Source organism: Cobetia sp. 2AS (genome assembly GCF_029846355.1).
Lineage (GTDB): Bacteria > Pseudomonadota > Gammaproteobacteria > Pseudomonadales > Halomonadaceae > Cobetia > Cobetia amphilecti.
In genome coordinates this window covers 404,776-424,774 of record NZ_JARWKQ010000002.1, presented here as the reverse complement: position 1 = coordinate 424,774, position 19,999 = coordinate 404,776, and the positions used below count along the sequence as shown (strand labels likewise).

The 19,999-nt window shown below is 62.6% G+C and carries 16 protein-coding genes; 9 read left to right on the top strand and 7 right to left on the bottom strand.

Going from position 1 to position 19,999, the window contains the following annotated elements; all coding sequences use genetic code 11:
* The first annotated feature begins 77 nt into the window (after window positions 1-77).
* On the top strand, window positions 78-1,016 hold the full coding sequence (locus tag QD356_RS06940; RefSeq protein ID WP_054557146.1) for a LysR family transcriptional regulator: 939 nt from the start codon (window positions 78-80) through the stop codon (window positions 1,014-1,016).
* A 9-nt stretch (window positions 1,017-1,025) separates the two neighbouring features.
* Here QD356_RS06940 and QD356_RS06935 read toward each other — a convergent pair whose 3' ends face one another.
* On the bottom strand, window positions 1,026-3,086 hold the full coding sequence (locus tag QD356_RS06935; protein ID WP_192839286.1) for a CocE/NonD family hydrolase: 2,061 nt from the start codon (window positions 3,084-3,086) through the stop codon (window positions 1,026-1,028).
* Window positions 3,087-3,345: 259 nt separating this feature from the next.
* On the bottom strand, window positions 3,346-4,575 hold the full coding sequence (locus QD356_RS06930; RefSeq protein ID WP_192839285.1) for an aromatic ring-hydroxylating dioxygenase subunit alpha: 1,230 nt from the start codon (window positions 4,573-4,575) through the stop codon (window positions 3,346-3,348).
* Window positions 4,576-4,721: 146 nt separating this feature from the next.
* Between QD356_RS06930 and QD356_RS06925 the strand changes: the two genes are divergently transcribed.
* Window positions 4,722-5,591 (top strand): LysR family transcriptional regulator, encoded by an 870-nt coding sequence (locus QD356_RS06925; RefSeq protein WP_192839284.1) that lies wholly within the window; start codon window positions 4,722-4,724, stop codon window positions 5,589-5,591.
* A gap of 59 nt (window positions 5,592-5,650) precedes the next feature.
* Here the strand turns inward: QD356_RS06925 and QD356_RS06920 are convergent, their stop codons facing one another.
* Both QD356_RS06920 and QD356_RS06915 read right to left on the bottom strand, forming a co-directional pair.
* Window positions 5,651-7,216, bottom strand: a complete 1,566-nt coding sequence (locus QD356_RS06920; RefSeq protein WP_225996647.1) for an aldehyde dehydrogenase family protein — start codon at window positions 7,214-7,216, stop codon at window positions 5,651-5,653.
* Between the two features lie 3 nt (window positions 7,217-7,219).
* Window positions 7,220-8,155: an NAD(P)-dependent oxidoreductase gene (locus QD356_RS06915; protein WP_192839283.1), complete on the bottom strand. Its 936-nt coding sequence runs from the start codon at window positions 8,153-8,155 to the stop codon at window positions 7,220-7,222.
* Window positions 8,156-8,283: 128 nt separating this feature from the next.
* On the opposite strand from QD356_RS06915, the gene QD356_RS06910 reads away from it, so the two are divergent.
* Entirely contained in the window at window positions 8,284-9,288 is a 1,005-nt protein-coding gene (locus QD356_RS06910; RefSeq protein WP_192839281.1) for a LysR family transcriptional regulator, read from the top strand.
* Here QD356_RS06910 and QD356_RS06905 read toward each other — a convergent pair.
* Window positions 9,268-10,191: a LysR substrate-binding domain-containing protein gene (locus QD356_RS06905; protein ID WP_192839280.1), complete on the bottom strand. Its 924-nt coding sequence runs from the start codon at window positions 10,189-10,191 to the stop codon at window positions 9,268-9,270. The two genes, QD356_RS06910 and QD356_RS06905, sit on opposite strands and share 21 nt — an antisense overlap.
* A 133-nt stretch (window positions 10,192-10,324) precedes the next feature.
* On the opposite strand from QD356_RS06905, the gene QD356_RS06900 reads away from it, so the two are divergent.
* From QD356_RS06900 to QD356_RS17835, 5 genes are all read left to right on the top strand, one after another.
* Entirely contained in the window at window positions 10,325-10,801 is a 477-nt protein-coding gene (locus tag QD356_RS06900) for a nuclear transport factor 2 family protein (protein WP_192839278.1), read from the top strand.
* A gap of 87 nt (window positions 10,802-10,888) precedes the next feature.
* Window positions 10,889-11,530 carry a glutathione S-transferase gene (locus QD356_RS06895; RefSeq protein ID WP_192839276.1) on the top strand — a complete coding sequence of 214 codons (642 nt, stop codon included), beginning with the start codon at window positions 10,889-10,891 and terminating at the stop codon, window positions 11,528-11,530.
* A gap of 28 nt (window positions 11,531-11,558) precedes the next feature.
* The gene (locus tag QD356_RS06890) at window positions 11,559-13,712 is read left to right on the top strand and encodes a pyridoxamine 5'-phosphate oxidase family protein (RefSeq protein ID WP_192839274.1); all 2,154 of its coding nucleotides are present in this window, start codon (window positions 11,559-11,561) and stop codon (window positions 13,710-13,712) included.
* Window positions 13,713-13,950: 238 nt separating this feature from the next.
* Complete coding sequence (locus tag QD356_RS06885; RefSeq protein WP_192839273.1) at window positions 13,951-14,508, top strand: DUF2628 domain-containing protein; 558 nt, start codon at window positions 13,951-13,953, stop codon at window positions 14,506-14,508.
* Window positions 14,509-14,534: 26 nt separating this feature from the next.
* Window positions 14,535-15,173: a cold shock and DUF1294 domain-containing protein gene (locus QD356_RS17835; protein WP_192839272.1), complete on the top strand. Its 639-nt coding sequence runs from the start codon at window positions 14,535-14,537 to the stop codon at window positions 15,171-15,173.
* Between the two features lie 94 nt (window positions 15,174-15,267).
* Here QD356_RS17835 and QD356_RS06870 read toward each other — a convergent pair whose 3' ends face one another.
* Window positions 15,268-16,209, bottom strand: a complete 942-nt coding sequence (locus QD356_RS06870; protein ID WP_192839271.1) for a 2OG-Fe(II) oxygenase — start codon at window positions 16,207-16,209, stop codon at window positions 15,268-15,270.
* 198 nt (window positions 16,210-16,407) lie between these two features.
* Window positions 16,408-18,102: an L-lactate permease gene (locus tag QD356_RS06865; RefSeq protein ID WP_192839269.1), complete on the bottom strand. Its 1,695-nt coding sequence runs from the start codon at window positions 18,100-18,102 to the stop codon at window positions 16,408-16,410.
* Between the two features lie 758 nt (window positions 18,103-18,860).
* Between QD356_RS06865 and QD356_RS06860 the strand changes: the two genes are divergently transcribed.
* The gene (locus QD356_RS06860) at window positions 18,861-19,823 is read left to right on the top strand and encodes a DMT family transporter (RefSeq protein ID WP_192839267.1); all 963 of its coding nucleotides are present in this window, start codon (window positions 18,861-18,863) and stop codon (window positions 19,821-19,823) included.
* The last annotated feature ends 176 nt before the right edge of the window (window positions 19,824-19,999 follow it).

Genomic DNA, 19,999 nt, shown 5'->3' with positions numbered 1-19,999 from the left:
CGAGAATCCGGACATGAGTGCCCCGCCGCGAGAGCTTTGCCACAAGAGCCCAGCCACGAGATGAGAGCCCAGCCGTCATGAAACTCAGACACAACCTGCGTCAATTGCAGATCTTTCAGGAAGTGGTACGCACGGGCAGTCTCTCCCAGGCAGCGCGTCGCCTGGCCATCACCCAGCCCGCGGTAAGCACGGCGATCACCAATCTGGAAAGCGAAGTCGGCTTTCTGCTCTTTCGTCGTAACCACTACGGCACCCAGTTGACGCCGGAAGCCGTCCATCTGGCCGAAGGGGTCGACAAGGTGCTGGCCTCGGTGGGCCACCTGGATGAGCTGACCGATGGACTGCGTGACGGCCATGCCGGCAAGCTCACCGTGGCCTCGATGCCGGGGCTGTCTCCCACGGTGATGCCCCGAGTGATGGCGCGCTATCTGGTCGATTTTCCCGACAGCCGCCTGTCGTTGCAGACGTTCAGCTCGCGCAAGATCGCCGAGTGGGTCGCCGAGGGCCAGTTCGATCTCGGCGTCATCGAGTCGGACGCCGCCATCGAGGAGCTGGTGCTCGAGGAGTATCGGCTGTGCATGGCGCTTGCGGTTCCCGAAGGCAATCCTCTCGCCGAGAAGGCATCACTGAGCCCGGCGGACCTGGCCGGGGAGACCATCATCACGCTGGACCAGCATCACCAGAGCACTCTGAAACTCGCGCGGGCCTTCCAGCAGGTCGGCATGACCTTGCAGGCGAGCATCGAGACCCATCTGTTTCCCTCGGTCGCGATGCTCGTCAATGAAGGGCTGGGGATCGCCCTGATCGATCCGGTGACGGCGGAGGCGATGCTGGCACGTCGCGATTGCCATCTGCGCATCGTGCCCTTCACACCGACCATCACTCTGGATGTCGCGCTGGTCACCTCGCGCTTCCATCCCGTCTCGCGTCAGGGGCAGCGCTTCATGCCCTATCTGGCGGCGGAGCTGGCCGCCTGGCAGCAACGCTCGCAGGACAGATACGCGCCAGGCGCCTGAGCGGGCGCCTCAGACCGATGTTCTCGGCAGAGTGCGCTGCCAGTCACGGCGGTGGACTTCCTCGTCGTCTTGCCAGGCGATCTGCTCGGCTTCGAGATAGAAGTTCTCGGCGTCGCAGCGCATGCGGTAGTGGCTCTCGACGCGGACGTCGAACTGGCCCGAGGTGGTCTCGCCAAGCGCACTGTCACGCCCGAGTTGATCGCGGCCGGCGTGGTAGTGCCAGACGATCTCGGCACGCGTGCGATTCGCATCTTGCGGGTGCGCGGTATAGCGCTCGGTACAGCGATACTCGACCCGCATGCCGGTGTCCTCGAGCGTCATCGCGCCCAGGTCATCCGCGACGATGGTGGTGACTTCGCCGCTGGCCGCATCTTCGACCACGCTGCGACTCGGCCTGGCGGCACGCTGCTCGCTGATGTTGGCCGGTGGGGCGGATTCCGGTGCCGCGAAGGGGTTGTCGACGGCCTCGCCGGTAAAGACCGGCAACGCGAGTGACTGCAGGCCCGGTTGCAGGGTCAGTGCCGCTCGCCGGGGCGCCGGCCACACCATCGGGAAGTTGGCTGACGCCAGTGCCACGCGTAGACGGTGGCCGGCCGGAATCCGATAGCCCGCCATGTCCAGTTCCAGCTCGATATTGACGGGCTCACCGGGAGTGAGAGGTTGCGGAGTGTCATGATCGCGCAGCGCGAGGTTGAGCACGCCGTAGGTGATGCGTGCGACCTGGCCATCGGGCTGCACGTCATTCAGGCGCACCGTCAGCTGGCCACAGGTCTGGTCACTGGCCAGTGACAGCGTGACCCTGGGCTTGCCGAGGATATCCAGCGGCGCGTCGAGCGGTTCACTGTCAAAGCACACGGCGAGTGCATCATCGAGCCGCTGATCTCCCGGCAGGTCAGGCCCGAACCAGATGGCGCAATACTCGCCCTGATGACGACCAGCGGTGAGGGGAGAATCCACCACGACCGGCCTGGACAGTGCCTGCTGGCCCTGACGTGTGTCGTCGCTCAGGCCTGATTCGCTCAGGGACATCTCGTGCATCTCGACATCGCTGGCGGGCCAGCCATCCGTCTGCACCCAGCGCCCCGGACGTTCGGCATACATCGTCTTCGGCGGCAGGGAGTCCTGCAGATAGAAGGTGGCGGACGGCTCGTCCATCACGCCGTTTTCCTCGCCTTTCAGCCAGTGGTTCCACCAGCGCAGCGCTTCCTGCAGGAAGCCGATGGCCGGATTGGGCACCGCGAAGTGCGGATACTTGTGAATCCACGGGCCGATCAGCGCCTTGCGCGGGCAGCTCAGGTTTTCCATCATCCGCCCGACGGTGTTCTTGTAGGCATCTCCCCAGCCACCGATGGCATAGACCGCCGCTTCGATATCGGCGTAATTGGTGTTGATGGAGCCCTGCTTCCAGTATTCATCGCGGTGCTGATGCGAAAGCCACGTCTCGGCCAGCAGCGGCATCTCGTCCAAGCGCTCCTGCCACATGGCGCGCCACTCATCACCCACCAGGCGCGGGTCCGGCGGGGCCGCGGAGAAACTCAGCATGGTGGCGGCCCAGGCCAGGTTCTCGTTGAGCAGGCAGCCACCCTTGTAGTGGATGTCATCCGTGTAGCGATCATCGGTGGAGCAGAGGGTGATGATGGCCTTGAGTGGCTCGGGCCGGTGCGCGGCCAGTTGCAGCGAATTGAAGCCGCCCCAGGAGATGCCCATCATGCCGAGCTTGCCGCTGCACCACGGGTGATTGACGATCCAGTCGATCACCTCCAGCGCATCGGACTGCTCCAGTGGCAGATATTCATCTTCCATCAGCCCCTGGGATTCGCCGTTGCCGCGCATGTCGACGCGCACTGAGGCGTAGCCGTGGCCCGCGAAGTAGGGGTGGGTGAGGGCATCACGCGCGACGGTGCCGTCACTCTTGCGGTAGGGCAGGTATTCGAGGATGGCCGGCACTGGCGCCTGTTCCGCGTCTTCCGGCAGCCAGATTCTGGCGGCCAGCTGGGTGCCGTCAGAGAGCGGAATCAGCGTGTGCTCGATCTCGCGGACGCGATGGGGGAAGTCGGTCTTGACGCGCATTCACGTATCCTTGTGTCGTCGGGGCGATGGACGGATGCCTTGTCTCGGGAGTACTGCTTGTCACGGAAGTACTGCTTGCCACTGGCCGCGACGCCGGGACTCAGAATTCGGAAATCAGAAGTCGGAAGTCGATGCTGGCGCATGCCGTCAAACGCCGCAAGGCGCCGTGGAGGGAAATCCACGGCGCCTTGCGGTGTCATGCGTGAGCCGTCCTGGCTGAGTCGTCAGGGTAGAGCCGAATCGAGGCTCGGCGTCTGCGTCATGAAGCCACGGCGGTGAGCGGGATCAAGCGCGGGCCAAGAGTCTCGCAGTACCAATCCACGAAGCCCTGGACGCTGACTTCATGCACCGGTGAATACGGGCCCGGCACATAGCCGCGTGAGTTCACTCCCTGTTGATTGTCCTCCACGACACGGCGATCTTCGCTGTTGGTATTGAGCCAGACCCGGGTCAGGTGTTCGAGATCATAATCGACGCCCTCCACGGCATCCTTGTGCACCAGCCAGCAAGTGACCAGCTCCGTCTCGGTGGGGCTGATGGGCGTCACGCGAAACGTCATGCAGTGGTCGGGCAGGAAGTAAGCCCAGGTGCTGGGGTAGTGGAACTGGTTCAGCACGCCGGCATCTTCCTTGTGGACCTGACCGAGCCGTTTGCCGTGTACCCCGAAACTCCCGTCCAGGGTGAAGCTTTTCGCGCCTTCCACCAACGGCATGCGTGACAGGCGGAATTGCCCGTTCTGTGCCACGACATAGCGCGACGCCAGCCCTTCGGCCTCACAAGCCGCAAAATGGTCGGCGATGAAATCGGGGACTTCGTGCTCGCCGATGAAGGAAATGCGCGGATCTTCAGGGAAGGTGCGAATCAGGCTGGGGTGATTGGCGCAGCAGTGATAACACTCGCGATTGTTTTCCCAGACCAGCTTCCAGTTGCCGTTCTCGATCACCCGGGATTCGAACGCCACCTTGGCATTGTCGAGGTCATGCGCTGCCAGATAGGGCGTCGCGACCTCGATGTATGACGCGATATCGGGGGCCTCATCGGCAAGGCATACATGAATCAGGCCGGAGATCGTGCGGCAATGAACGGCGATCAAACCGTGGTCCTCGAGCACGAAGTCGGGCCCCATGTCGCGCGCCCACTGCAGGGTGCCGTCGAGGTCATAGGTCCATTGATGATAGGGGCACACCAGTTTCGGGGTCTTGCCCTTGTCGGTCTTGCACAGCACCGACCCTCTATGACGGCAGGTATTGTGAAAGGCGCGGATCTCGTCGTCCGCGCCACGAATCACCACGATGTGGTACTCGCCGATCCGGTACGTCAGATAGCTGCCACGACCGGGCAGCTCACAGGCTGGCGCGACGAACAGCCATTCCTTGTAGTGGACCTGCTCCAGATCCTGCCTGAAGATCTCGAGATCGGTGTAGAACGCTCTTTCCAGGGCGTGGCCGGGTTGGCGGCGAGACAAGAGCTCAGTGGTCAATCGCGACATGAGACGCTCCTTTGTCAGGAATCATTGTTGTTATTGCCCTGCCGCGAGCGCATGTGAGCGCGTCAGCATCACGGGAAATGCTATTCAAGCGCAGAAAGTCATACAATCGATTGCATGCCCTTCATTGATCGGTTCTGGTGATTGAAATGGATATCAAGCTTGTCACGACGTTTCTGGATGTCTTCGAGAGCCGCAATTTCAATCGCACGGCTGATCGCCTTGAACTGACGCAATCCAGCATCAGCGGGCGGATTCGCGCGCTGGAGGCGGAGGTCGGGGCACAGTTGTTCGAGAGGGGGCGTGCCGGCGCGACGCCAACGCCTGCCGGCATTCGGTTCGAGCCGCATGCCAGGCTTCTGGTCGCCACCTGGGACCAGGCGCGTCGCGACACGGGGGCGAGCGAGGAGCGCGATCGTCTGCTGCGTCTGGCCGGACAGTTCAGCTTGATGCGGCCCGTGCTCGTGGATTGGGTGATCAACATTCGTGCCCGCGATCAGCGCACCGCGGTCGATCTGCAGGCGGACTACTCGCTGCAGATCATCAAGGATGTGTCGCATGGCGCCATCGATATCGGCGTGCTGTATTCACCGCAGTATCTTCCTGATCTCGAGATTCAGCAGGTCGGGGAAGAGCGGTTCGTGATGGTATCGACGCATGGCCGCCATCTCGCCCAGATTCCCAAGGACACCTACCTCAATACCGACTACACCTCCTACTTTCGCCAGCGCCACCAGACGCTGTTGCCGGAGCTGGCCAACTCGGCCATTACGGTCAGTTTCGAAGGCATCGCCGTCGAGTTTCTGCGCAGAACGGGAGGGAGCACATACGTTCCTTCCCGTATCGTCGCGGACCTTGCCTCCACGATGGAGGGCCTGTGTGTCGTCGAGGATGCCCCGCAGATACTGCATCCGATCTTCACGGCTGTGCATCGTCGCCGCTGCCACTATCCGGATATCGTTCAGGCACTCACGGTGCTGAAGGAGACACTCGACACGGCTGGGGGAGCGGCCGAGTGACCCCGTCAACGACCGCTGCCCCGAGTGCTGTCCTCTGACAGGCACACGATCACATCTCGCTACTCCAGACTCGCCCCATAGCCGAAGCTGGCGGCGGGCTCGGCTGACGTCTCGACCCACACGCTCTTCACTTCGCTGTACTCTCGCAGCGCATCCAGCCCTGAGGAGCGGCCATAGCCGCTTTCACCGTAGCCACCAAAGGGCGAGCTGACGTGAATGGTCTTGTAGCCATTGACCCAGAAGGTGCCGGCACGCACCTGGCGTGCCACGCGGTGGGCGCGACCGACATCACGCGTCCAGACGGCGCCGGCCAGCCCGAAGCGACTGTCGTTGGCGATGCGGATGGCGTCGGCTTCCTCCTCGAAGGGAATGGCGACTACGACCGGGCCGAAGATCTCTTCCTGCGCGCAGGCCATGGCGTTGTCACCCAGCAGTACCGTCGGGGCGACATGATAGCCGCCGGTGTCTGGAATGGGTTCTGCTGAGCCATCGGCGAGGCGCGCGCCGTCCTCGATGGCGCCGGCAAGCATCGACCTCACATGCTGGTATTGCTTCGCGTTGTTGATCGGGCCGATCTGGGTTGCCGGGTCCTGCGGGTCACCGAGGGTGAATTGCGTGGCGGCCTCGGCCAGCGCAGTGGTGAACTTGTCGAAGATCGAGGCCTGCACCAGCAGGCGCGAGCCGGACACGCAGCTCTGGCCGGCGCCGGAGAAGATGGCCGCCTGGGCGCCGCGCAGGGCCACCTCGAGATCGGCATCCTCGAACACGATGTTGGCGGACTTGCCGCCCAGCTCCAGCACGCAGGGAATGCAGCGCTGCGCCGCGGCGGTGGCGATGTGGCGGCCGGTGGCGGGCGAGCCGACGAACACCACCTTGCGAATGTCGCCCTCGGCGATCAACGCCTGGCCGATGCTATGGCCGTAGCCGGCGATGACATTGACCAGCCCGCGCGGCACACCGGCGCGCTCGATCAACACGCCCAGCGCCAGCGAGGACAGCGCCGTCAGCTCCGAGGGCTTGAGAATCACCGCATTGCCGGCGGTGATGGCCGGGGCGATCTGCCAGCCAGCGGTGAAGATGGGCGCGTTCCACGGCGTGATCTGCAGCACGGTGCCCAGCGGCTCGTAGGTGACGTAGTTGAGGTGCGAGGTCGGGACCGGAATCACCTCACCGTGCAGCTTGTCGGCCCAGCCCGCGTAGTACTCGAACATCTCGGCGACCTTGGCCACCTCGACCCGCGCATCGCGAATCGGCTTGTTGGCGCTCAGCGCCTCCAGTTCGGCCAGGGTGTCGGCCTGTTCTCGGACCAGGCTGCCTATGCGGTAGATGGCGCGCCCGCGGGCCTGGGCGGTCAGGGCGGCCCATTGCTGCTGGGCCTCGCGGCTGGCGGCATTGGCAAGCGCGACCTGAGAGATGTCGGCATCCGGGAAGGACAGCATCAGGCTGTCATCCTGGGCGTTGCGCACCTCGATGCTCTCTCCGCTTCCTTTGATGAACTCGCCACCGATCAGGCTGCTGACGACAAGAGTGTCGTCATGAGATTGGCTGCTGTCCTGAAACGCCTGCATCAGTTCGGCGATACGCTGGGTCGTTGAGAATGCCGGGGTCATGTCGTGGGTCAGCATGGCTTATGCTCCGTGGCCAAAGAGAGTCGGGTCAGTGCGTTGCACGATGGCGCAGAAATCCTCGCTGTCATCCAGCGTCGCGCGGCTCTCGTTCCATAGCTGGGCGACGGCGTTGGCGAGGGGCAGTTCCATCCCGAGCTGTTGCGCCAGCTCACTGGCCAACCCGACATCCTTTCGCATCAAGCCCATGGTGAAGCCGGAATCAAAGGCCTTGTTGATCACCCAGTTGGGGAACATCACCTGGCTCGCGCCACTGCGCCCGGAACCCGCATTCACGCCTTCCAGCAACTTCTCGGGGGAGACGCCCGCTCTGGCGGCCATGGCAACGGCTTCCGCCGTGCTGATCAGGTGACAGGCGGCCAGCATGTTGTTGGCGATCTTGGCGACATTGCCCGCCCCACAGCGACCGACGTGCACTCGGCTGCCGCTCATGGCCTCCAGCACCGGCATGGCGCGTGCCAGCACCTCATCCTCGGCGCCGATCACCATCGACATGCTGCCGCTCGCGGCGCCCTTGGGGCCGCCGGACACCGGGGCGTCGATGAAGTCGATACCGCGCGTCGCCAGCGCCGCTGCCACCTTGCGGCTGGTCTCGGGAGTCGAGGTGGTGGTGTCGATTACGATCAGTCCCGGCCTGGCCAGGGCCAGCAGGCTTTCGGTCTTATGGTGGTCGTCTGCTGCATCGCTGATTGGCGCGTCTTCGCCGCCCAGACACAGGCGTTCGACATGCTCGGCCTTGGGCAGCGAGAGGATCACCACCTCAACCTTCTCGAGCAGCTCGGTGAGGAAACCAACCGGCGTGACGCCTGCCGCAGCCGCCTTGTCACGCGCAGCCTGAGAGAGATCGAACCCGAATACGGGGAAGTCGTGGCGAGCTAGGGTTGCGGCCATGCCGCCGCCCATGTTGCCCAATCCGATGACACCGACGGTTGTTGTCATTGTGTGATTCCTGTCGTGGTGAAAGGGGGACTAGCACCCGGTGACTCGAGTATGGACAGCGCTTCTGTGTTCCAGCAATAATCCCGAATTCAATTTAATGTTGCCTTCAAGGCAATGCTGGGGGCGTGATGAGTCTGGTGCAGGATCGACGTATCAGTCACTTCCATGAGGCGGCAAGACTCGGTAGCGTGCGCGCGGCGGCGGATTTCCTGAATGTGGCGCCTTCCGCAGTCAGTCGGCAGATCACCCAGCTGGAGCATGAGCTGGGCATGCCGCTGCTTGAGCGCCATCGCCGCGGGGTCAAACCGACGGAGGCGGGCGAGCGGGTGCTGGAGTATTACCGGCAGCGTCTGGCGCAGCAGGAGGTACTGCTCGAGTCGTTGCAGTCATTGAAGGGGCTGCAGAGCGGCTCGCTGGTGCTGGCGATCGGTGAGGGCTTCATCGAGGGGCTGGCGGGGCCATTGAGTCGTTTCTCCGCGCACTATCCGGGCATCGAACTCAAGGTGAATCTGTGTGGAACCAATGAAGTGATCCGGCAGGTGGTCGAGGACGAGGCGCATCTGGGGCTGGTGTTTCACCCGACTCGTGATCCGAAGATTCGCACGCATGTCTCGCGGCCGCAGCCGGTGTGTGCGGTGGTCAATCCGCAGCATGCCTTGGCTCGACAGTTCGGGGGGCAGCCGCTCAGGGCTCAACAGTTCGGGGCTCAGGAAGGCTCAAGGCGGGCGGCAGGCAAGCTCGAGCCGCTGTCGCTGGCGGCGCTGGCCAGTCACTCCCTGGCCCTGCCGGAGGTGTCATTCGGCATCCGCCAGATCGTGGCCCAGGCCGAACATCAGGCCGGTGTGATGCTGAGCCCGACCCTGACCTGCAACGCCCTCGCCATGCTCAAGCAATTCGCGCTGCATGGCGGAGTGACGCTGCTGCCGGAATTCGTGGTCTCCGAGGAGGTCGCCGCCGGCCGCCTGTGTCGAATTCCACTGCAGGAAGCTCAGTTCGTCACGCCGCATGTGCAGTTGATCAGCCGACTGGGCCGTCAGTTGAGCGATGGCGCCAGTCGGCTGTCGAGCCTGTTGCAACAGGACATGACGGCCTTCAGCCCGTCGGAGGGGGGCTCAGTCGGTCAATCGCGCTGACGGTGAGGGATTCAGTACAGAATTGGCGCGCAGGCGTTCGGCGGCAAAATCCAGGAAGGTGCGGACCTTGGCCACCGCGCCGCGCCCCTCACTGTGCAACAGGTGGATTGGCAGCGGCGGTGGCTCTAGCTCCTCCAGTACGGCCTGCAGGCGACCCTCGGCGAGATCCTCGCCGACCTGATAGGACAGCACGCGGGTGATGCCCCAACCACTGCGGGCCGCCTCGATGCAGGCGGCAATGCTGCTCATCGTTAGCCGGGGGCTCACTCGTATGGCGTGTTCTCCTGCGTGGCCGAAGCGCCACTCCTTGCTGGCATTCATGTTGCTCGAGGCAACGATGCGCTGTCCGGCCAAGGCCTCCAGCGAGTCCGGCGTGCCCTCGCGGGCGAAATAGCTCGGTGAGCCACACACCACGCGCCGCACGCTGCCGACTCTCAGTGCCGAAAGCCCCGAGGACGGCAGGGAGCCGATACGCACGGCGATATCGAAGCCTTCCTCGATCATGTTGACCACGCGGTCCACCATGACCACCTCGGCGCGCATCTCGGGGTAGTGTTCGAGGTATTCCATCAGCAGTGGCATCACATGGAGACGGCCGAATTCGGTGGGACAGGTGATGCGCAATACGCCAGTGGGGCGTGTTGCGGCGCCGCTGACACCATCCTCCGCTGCCTGAAGCTCCGCCAGGATGCGCCGTGCATCCGCCAGATACCGCTCACCGATCTCGGTCAGGCGCACGCGACGTGTGGTGCGCGTGAACAGACGTGCGCCCAGGCGGGCTTCCAGGGCATTGATGCCGCGTGTCACCGAGGGGGCGCTCATGCCCAGCGCCCGGCTGCCTGCCGCGAAGCTTTCGGCGTCCGCCACGGCCACGAAGACCTCCAGTGTCTGCAGTCGGTCCATCTGTGGCTCCCATTGGCGTTGATTATTGTCATTATCTGAAATGATCAATTGTGTCTGCTGAGGATTCTAGCAGCCACATGAGGAGAGTAGTGTGGGGATGTGTTTGATCACCCCAACCGCTGGAGCCTCTTTCATGTCAGCCAATCTCCCCCGCCATCCCTTGCCACCGTTCACGCCAGACACTGCGGCACACAAGGTGCGTCTTGCCGAAGATGGCTGGAATAGCCGTGACCCCGAGAAGGTAGCGTTGGCGTATTCCCCGGACACCCGCTGGCGCAATCGCGCCGAATTCGTGACCGGCCGTGATGAGGTGGTGGCCTTCCTGACCCGCAAGTGGGCAAGCGAGCTCGACTACCGCCTGATCAAGGAGCTGTGGGCCAGCGCAGGGAATCGGATCGCCGTGCGTTACGCCTATGAATATCGCAATGACAGCGGCCAGTGGTTTCGCGCCTACGGCAATGAGAACTGGCAGTTTGATGAGCAGGGCCTGATGACCCATCGCCACGCCAGCATCAATGAACACCCCATCGCGCAGAGCGAGCGCAAGTTCCATTGGCCATTGGGGCGCCGACCGGATGACCACCCCGGGTTGAGCGATTTCGGCTTCTGAGTCGTCATCGCCAGCCACGTTTCCTGCAGCGCACTGCGCTTTGCCGCTCTCGACTCTTTCCACTTTCCTCACATTGTCAGGTGAATCATGAACTCACGCTTTGCTGCCGCGTCAGCCCCCATCCGTCTGTTCCGCAATCCGAAGTCCGGGCACTGTCACCGCGTCGAGCTGATGCTGGCGCTGTTGGACATTCCCTATGAGACGGTGGATCTCGACATGGCCAATGGCGCGCACAAGGCGCCCGACTTCCTCAGGATCAGTCCGTTCGGGCAGGTGCCGGCCATCGAGGACAATGGCGTCTTCCTGAGTGATTCCAACGCCATCCTCGTCTATCTGGCCCAGCGCTATGACGGCGAACGACGCTTCATGCCCGGCGACGCCCTGGCAGCGGCCCAAGTGCAACGCTGGCTCTCGGTCGCGGCCGGCGAGATTGCCGCTGGCCCCTGCACGGCCCGTCTGGTGACCGTCTTCGGTGCCCCCTTTGACCACGAGCAGGCCATCGCCCGCGCGCATGCCCTGTTCGCCGTCATGGAGTCCCATCTGGATCAGCGGCAATACCTGGTGGAGGAGCGCCTGACGTTGGCCGACATCGCGGGTTACAGCTATATCGCGCATGCCCCGGAGGGGGGTGTCAGCCTGAGTCCTTATCCCGCCATTCGTGGCTGGCTTGCGCGTATCGAAGCCGAACCGGGATTCGTGGGCATGGCGATGAGCCCGGTACTGGCCTGAGCTCCACCGTCATTCTGAGGGTTTGTCCATGAATGAGCATCGGCAGGTGTTTCATGCAGGTGAGCGACGTGTCCAGGCTCGCGCAGGCGTGCCGGAGCATTATCTCGAGCAGGTCGCCCCCTACGTGCGCGACCGGATGCCTGAGCAGCATGTCGCGTTCTTCGCGAGTCTGCCGGTGCTGTTCATGGGCGTGCCTGACAGCGACGGCTGGCCGTGGGCGGTGGTGAGCCTTGCGCCGCCCGGGCAGCTTTGCAATGCCACGCCCGGTGAGCTGCAGGTGCATGCACGACCGGCGCTGGGGAAATTGCTGGGGCTGGATTTCACTCCCGGTACCAGGATCGGCGTGCTGGGGCTGGATCTGGCCAGTCGGCGGCGCAATCGCCTGAATGGCACCCTGCTTGCCCCTGAAGCGGTGGCGGGCATGCGGCCCGATGGGCTGCGGATCCGGGTCGATCAGAGCTTCGGCAACTGTCCGCAATACATCCAGCAACGTGAGATCGACTGGGCTGTCGAGCAGGCGAAAGCGCTGGTCAGCCGCGAGGTGGCACTCAATGACGAGGCGACATGGAACGATGAAGAGGCGCGCGCCTTGCTGGCCCAGGCGGACACCTTCTTCATCGCGACCCGCGCAGGTGAGCTGGACGATGCTGCGCCCAACGGCGTGGATGTCTCGCATCGTGGCGGCAGGCCAGGCTTTCTGCACCTGAATGCCGATGGCAGCCTGTCGTTTCCCGATTTTGCCGGCAATCACTTCTTCAACACCCTGGGCAATATCGAGTTGGATCCCCGCGTCAGCCTGTTGATTCCCGACTTCATCACGGGCGAGGCGTTGGTGCTCAAGGGGCACGCCCGGGTCGACTGGAACCCCCAGCGGGCAGCGCTGGTCGCGGGCGCCGAGCGCATCGTGGATGTGGTGCCGGAGCGGGTACTGCATGTCGAGCATGCCTTGCCGGCGCAGGGGCGTCTGATCGAACTCTCGCCGTCGCTTGAGCAGACCGGTGACTGGCCGGCCCCTGATGAGGCGCCCGTACCCTTGCGTCGTCTGCGCGTCATCGACAAGGTGCGCGAAAGTGACTCGATCACCTCCTTTTATCTGGCGCCATGGCTGCTAGCGGGGCAGGAGCGCGAACCGGCGGAAATCGACGCCTATCACCCCGGCCAGTTTCTGACCCTGCGTCTGGCCTCTACGCCACGCAAGCCCTTGTCCTGCGGCGAGATCGCGGTGATGCGTAGCTACAGCATTTCGCAGGCCTGGCGGGCGGGGCAGAGTGCCTATCGCATCTCGGTACGCCGCGACCCCAAGGGACTTGCCTCACGACTGCTGCATGATGAATTCGCGGTGGGCGATGTGCTGGAAGCGACACTCCCGGCGGGGGATTTCGTGTTGCAGAACTTGCCCGCACCTTGCGTGCTGCTGTCATCCGGCGTCGGCATCACGCCGATGATCGCCATGCTGGAGGCCTTGATACAGCAGGCAGAAGCGGGCCATCCGCCGCTCGGCGAGGTGGTCTTCCTGCATGCTGCGCGTAATGGGCGTGAGCTGGCATTTCTCGACACGCTGGAGCGCTGGTCGCGCGCCCATGCGTGGCTGCATCTGCATATCGCCTTGTCGCGCCCGAGTGCGGCGGATCTCGTGGCCGGGCGGCATCAATCTGTGGGCAGATTGGAGCTGGTGAGTCTGGTGGGCAGCCTGCCGGACCTTGCCTCCAGCCATGTCTATCTGTGTGGTTCCGAGGGCTTCATGCGCGCGCAATATGCTTCCTTGCTGGCGCTGGGGTTACTGCGGGAGCAACTGCATCACGAATTCTTCGGGCGTGGTTCGCTGGAGGAGGGGGAGGCAACCTCGGTCGCGCTATCGCCAGACTTCCAGGCGAGCTTGCCGGAGCGTGCTCGGGTCACCTTCACGCCTCGCGTGGCACCCGGGCAGCCATCGGCCAGCGACGTGGGCATCACACGACAGTGGACACCCCAACAGGGCAGTCTGCTTGAGCTGGCCGAGCAGTCAGGCGTGAATACCCTGTCCAGTTGCCGTGTCGGGCGCTGTGGCAGCTGCGCATTGCGACTGCTCGAGGGTGAGGTCAAGTATCCCGAGCTGCCACAGGCCGGCGTGGCTCAGGGACAGGTGCTGATGTGCTGTGCCTATCCGGCCAATGATCAGCCGCTGGTCATCCAGACGCTTTGAGCTGCGTCGTCGGGTGCGAATGGCTCGGCGCGAAGGGCTCGGTGCGAATGGCTCGGTGTGAATGGCTGGGCATGAATGATAGGGCGCGGCTGACAAGCTTGAGGAGAATCAGTGAGATAGCGATAGATCAGTTCATGGTCCTGACAAGTGGCTGGCGGTATAGTACGAAGCGTGTGTCATTTATCCGAGCCTGTCGCAGCTTGTTGCCCGCTCGGCATCACAGACAAGGATTTTCACGATGGCTTCATTTCGTATTCTGACGCATCCCGGGCACGGGACGCGTGCCGTCAAGATCGGCTGGTCATGGCCAGCATTCTTCTTCGGCCTGTTCTGGGCGCTCTACAAGCGCATGTGGCTGCTGGCGGCTAGTCTGTTCGGCTTCATCGTGCTCAGCTCGGTCTTCATTCCGGCGACCCAGGGAGGGCAGCTGATCTCCAATATCCTGTTCCTGGGCCTCAACTTGACCATCAGCCTCAAGGGCAACCTGTGGTACGCGAGCCTGCTGGAAACCCAGGGCTATCAAGAGCAGGCCCAGGTCTCGGCGCGCAACCCCGATGATGCGCTGGCCGTGTACGCCAATTCGCAAAAGGCCTCTGCTGCCGATATCCGCGATCATGAACAAGGCGGCGCTCACTCACGGGATCAGGACTTATGGGGCGATCAGCGTGACGAGCGGGAGCGCAAGGATGGCAGGGGTGACAGAGTCGAAAGAGATGAAAAAGATGACGACGACAACGACGATGGTGGCCCCGGCGGCAAGGGCGGCGGCAACACCACGGGTACCTTCGTCGGCTAAGGGCCTGCCCAGGAAGAGATGAGACGATGAACCTTCAAGGACGATTGACGCGCTGGAACGATGACAAGGGCTTTGGCTTCATCACCCCGGCGTCGGGTGGCAAGGATGTCTTTGCCCATATCAGCGCCTACCAGGGGCGCGGGCGACCCAAGGCCAGCGCGCAGGTGCACTATCAGTTGGGCATGGATGACAACAATCGCCCACGTGCCATCCGCTTTCGCACCCATGGGGCCGGAGCTTCGAGTACGTCCGCTGGTGTCATGTTCTCGTGGCTGATGGCGTTGGTCGTCGCGGTCGTTCTCGGGGCGGGATGGCAGCTAGGGCATCTGCCGTGGATGTTGCCTGCAGCGTATCTGGGCATGAGCCTGGTGGCGTACATGGCGTATCGGGTAGATAAACTGGCCGCTGCTGAGAGTGAACAGAGAGTTCGCGAGGATACCTTGCACTTCATGGAGCTGCTGTGTGGCTGGCCGGGCGCGCTGATCGCCCAGCAGAGCCTGCGCCACAAGACGCGCAAGGCAAGCTACCGATTCGTGTTCTTGTGTGCAGTATTGCTCAATATCGCCGCCGTGAGCTGGCTGACTCTCTCGCCGGATGCCGCGACCCTTCGTGATCTGCTCGGCTTTCCCGTCATGGCAGGCGAGGCCATGATCAGGTGGTCATGAGCGGATAACCAAGCGCCGTTATCGAGCGCATGACAACGACAAAGGGGGCCTATCAAGGGCCCCCTTTGTGGTTTTTTCTCACTAGCGATAGCCATCAGAACGGTGCGAAATCATCCTGTTCGGCGCTCGAGGCGATCCAGCGGTCTCTGGCAGGTATCGCCCGACGCTGGGCGCCCTGTGGCGGTATCTGGCCTCGCTCACCATACAGCCACAGCACCAGGTTGGAGCGCTGGCCGCTGGTGATCGGCTGCGCGGCATGCGGCACATTACCGCGATGCAGCATGGCCGAGCCGGGCGTGAACGAGAAGCGCACTGCGTCGCCGCTCGCGGCGTCCAGAACGTCCAGTTCAGAGCCCTCGAAGGTCTCGTCGGGCAGGTTCATGTTGATGTTGAGAGTCACGGACGAGGCGTCGGTATGCGGCCGAATCGAGGCGTCCGTGGTGGGCTGGTAGTGGATCGAGAAGCCGAAGGACTGGCTGTCGTAGCCGATGATTTCCGGGAACAGCAGCCGCGAGATCGGGCGCATGTAGGTGTCCAGCAGCTGCTGATAGAACGCCTGGAAACCCGGTGCCGCCAGATAGCCCTCTGAGCGACGGTCGAGCATGGCGCCGCGTCGATTGAGCACGATGCCGTAGGGCGGGCGCAGCGGAATGCCGGCGTCCCATGCCTGTTCCAGCATGTTGCGCAAATCAGCAATTCGCTCGACATCGAAGAGCTGGAACTGATAGACGTCAGTGGCGACTTCTGTCATCAGCGCCTTGACGTCCGTCTCGCGCTCGGGATTTTCCCACGCCTGCTTGACGGCAGTGCGCAGCGCCTCGTCGATCAGTCCACTATCGAGGATGGCGAGGTCGTCTTGCTCGACGGCTTCCCATTCACGCCAGGCGTCACTCAGCAGCTGACGATGGCTGTCCCAGAATTGCTGGACGGAGGGAGCGCGTCGCAGCATGGCCTCGCGGGAAGGAAGTTCAAGCTCGCGGGCCTGCTGCAACCGGGTCTGCTGTAGTCGGGTAGGGTGCAATACAGAATGGGTCATGGGATGTCTGCTCCAGAAACTTGCGACATGAAGGCTGCCGTTTCGGCGATGTTGGGCAATTTATTACGCCGTGCCTTGTTGATAAACAGGCCCCTGGAGTAAACACATTCAATATTCTGTTGATGATCTCCAAACGACAGCAGGCCCGCACACAATGCGGGCCTGCTGTCGTGTGCCAGAGTGATACGAGGCGTGTTGTCAGCTCATCAAGCCGTCGACCACACCCAGGCCGTGGAAGGCGATCATGCCGATGATGCCAGCGAAGATCACGTAGTAGAGTGTCGGCAGGATCGTCTTGCGAAGCGTGACGCCTTCGCGACCCAGGAGGCCGACGGTGGCCGAGGCGGCTACCACGTTGTGGATGGCGATCATGTTGCCGGCAGCCGCGCCGACCGCCTGGAGGGCGACCATCATGGCGCTGGAGATGCCCAGAGCCTGGGCGACGTTGAACTGGAAATCGGCCAGCATCAGGTTGGAGACGGTGTTGGAGCCGGCGATGAAGGCCCCGAGGGCACCGACACTCGGCGCGAACAGCGGATAGATATCGCCCACGCTATCGGCGATGAACTGCGCCATCGCCACCGGCATCGACACCAGGTCCGCCTCGTTGACGCCGGAGTTGATCAGGATGCGCACCATCGGAATCGTGAACAGCAGCACGAAGCCTGCGCCGAGGATGGTGCGGCTGGATTCGCTGACGGCAGCACTGACGTCTCGCATTCGCATGCGGTGCAGCACGATGGTCAGCAGTACCACGACCACCAGAATACCGCCGGGCAGGTACAAGGGCTGCAGGCTGCCGGAGATGTCAGCTTCTCCGAGAATGCCGCTCCAGCCGAAGCTCCACGAGGTCAGCGCTTCCTTGATCGGCGCGATGACGCGCGACATCACCAGCAACACCGCGAGCAGCACGTACGGCAGCCACCCCATGCCGACCGAGAGCGGCTTGCGACCCTCGACGGGCTCAAGCGTCATGTCCAGCTTGCCGATCCACTCCGCGGGCCAGCTGTCAGCGTTCGGGAAGTCCCAGGTCCGGCTGGGCAGCAAAAAGCCCTTGCGCGCCGCGGGTACCACGATGGCGAGCCCCACCATGGCGCCGATCATCGACGGAAATTCCGGCCCCAGCAGCATGCCCGCCAATACGTAAGGCACCACGAAGCAGACACCGGCGAACAGCGCGAAGGGCGCGACTTCCAGCCCTTCACGCCAGGAGCGATTGGCACCGAAGAAGCGCACCATCACCGCAACCATGATCAACGGCATGCAGATCCCGATGATGCCGTGGGTGATGGCGACTTCAGACGTCACCAGCTGGAAGTAGGCGTCCCAGCTCGAGCCATTCGCGGCCAGTGTCTCGCTGACACCGGCCTTGTCGAGGCCACCGGAGACCCCGACCACGATCGGCGTGCCGACCGCACCGAAGGAAACTGGCGTCGATTGCACCATCATGCCCACCACGACCGCCGCCAGGGCCGGGAAGCCAAGCGCTACCATCAAGGGGGCGGCGACGGCGGCAGGGGTGCCGAAGCCGGAGGCACCTTCGATGAAGCAGCCGAACAGCCAGGCGACGATGATGGCCTGTACGCGGCGGTCCGGGCTGATGCCGGAGAAGCCGTTGCGTATCGCGGCAATGCCGCCGGAATGCTTGAGGGTATTGAGCAGCAGCAGGGCGCCGAAGATGATCCACAGGATCGCGACCGTCAGTATCAGCCCTTGGAGTGACGAGGCCAGGACACGAGAGAAGGTCATGTCCCAGGCCAGCAGGGCGATCAGTGCAGTGACCACGAAGACGATGGGCATGGCGAGGCGGGCGGCCATGCGAAAGCCGATCAACAGCACCCCGGCGAGCAGCAATGGCACGAAGGCCAATAGTGCCAATAGCGACTGATTCATGTGCAGCACTCTCCCTATGTTGCGTGGCGAACGTCGTTTTATAAGACTTTGTTGTTGGTGGGTGCGTGGTTATGTCGCACCTGACGCTAGCTCAAGGTAAGAGAGACCATTTATTTCTGCTACTTGAGGTCATCTGGTATTACCAGTGATGATCACGAGGTTTATTTGTGCCAACTCATTGATAGTCAATGCCTCTGTGAGGTGTTGCAGCCCACTCATCACGCGCAGCAGGTCAACTTATTAGACTAAAAGGCGGCAGTTTACCGGGTGAGAGGCGTCTGCTTTCTGAGCGTGACAGGAAGGGTGTGCGGCCAATGACATCTGCATGTCACGCGCTTCACGTGCCCAAAGCGCCCCAATAGAAGGAGGAATGGCGAACAAGACGCTGGTCGGGTGGGGGTGTCTTGCACGCCATAAGGGCGGACTCACGCCTTGCTGGCTTGCGTGAATCCCCTCTTTCTGGTGGTCGTCATTGCCTCGAGATGCTGGGCGAAATGAAGCCCTGCTCAGGCAAGGATATATCCACTGATTATTCAAGAAGTCGTGCACGATTCAATGACAAGTCACTAGTAGCCGTCATGTCTGTCATGCATTGGCGACAGGTATTCAAGTTTAACTTTCGTTGGCTGATTGAGGATAACAATTGGATACCATTTAAATAAAAGAAAGTACAAATAAACCGGCTGTGTATATTTACAGGGTGTGGGCGTGTCTTGTTACGCTGTCTTTCCTCAATCAATCACGTCTATGGAGAGCGCATGGCACAATGGGGCACGTTATTGGTCATTCTTGCAGCCCTCCAGTGGGGGATTACCGGTGGGCTGGGAAGTCAGTTGATGTCGTGGGGCTGGCAGGCCGAAGTCATTTCGTTCTGGCGCGCCATGGTGGGGTTCATCTGCATGCTGGGCTGGATGTTTCTGCTGGGCTATCACAAGCGCCCGGCCGACTCCACGCGGGGTCTGTTGGGGTGGTCATTGTTGGCGGGGCTGGGTGTCGCCGGCAATTTCATGTTCTATTTCAAGAGCGTCAATGAAAGCAGCGTCGCGGTGGCTGCCACGCTGATGTACAGCGCGCCCATCTTTGTCTATATCGCCTCTTTCCTGGCGCGGGTCGAGAAACCGACGCCGGTCAAGTTGGGGTCGATCGTGGTGGTGATGATCGGCATCGTATTGCTGACAGGCGTGCTGCAATCCGGCTCTGCCTCTGTCACCCCATTGGGCATCGCCTTTGGCTTGTTGGCGGGCGTGTCTTATGCCGTGTTCATCTTTGCCTTCAAGTCCGCTTCGCGGCATGGCAGTGTGCCGGGCATCCTGGCCATCGCGCTGGGCTTGAGCACCTTGATCATGGTGCCGTTCACGGATATGGGGCAGGCGATTGCGGTGCCCTTCGCCGATGAGTGGTGGGTCTTCATCCTGTTCGGGCTGGTGGGCGGTGGCCTATCCTTCTATTGCTATATTGACGGGCTGCGTCATAGCTTGCCGTCGGTCGCCTCCATCGTCGCCATGATCGAGCCGATCACTGCCACTCTCTACGGCCTATTGATTCTGGGGCAGGGGCTGAGTGCCATGCAGGTAGGCGGCATGGTGCTGATTCTGCTCGCGATCACGGTGCTGAGCCTGGCGCAGAATCGCCCGGATGTGCTGCTGCGCATGCCGCTCGGGCTGCGCAAGGCCAGGCCGAAAGATTCGCAGTCGAATCAGGCGGAACAGGCAAATAGATGAAGCCTTTTGAGCTCTGAACCAGCGCCTTCACTCTGCTTGTGATCGTGATGAATGCCGCGAGGTACACGATGCGCGAGTCTCCAGGGCAATAGCGAAGGGATGAAGGGCCCTGAAACACGACAACGCCTCGTCAGCATGGCTGGCGAGGCGTTGTCGTGTTGTGACGTATTTGAAGT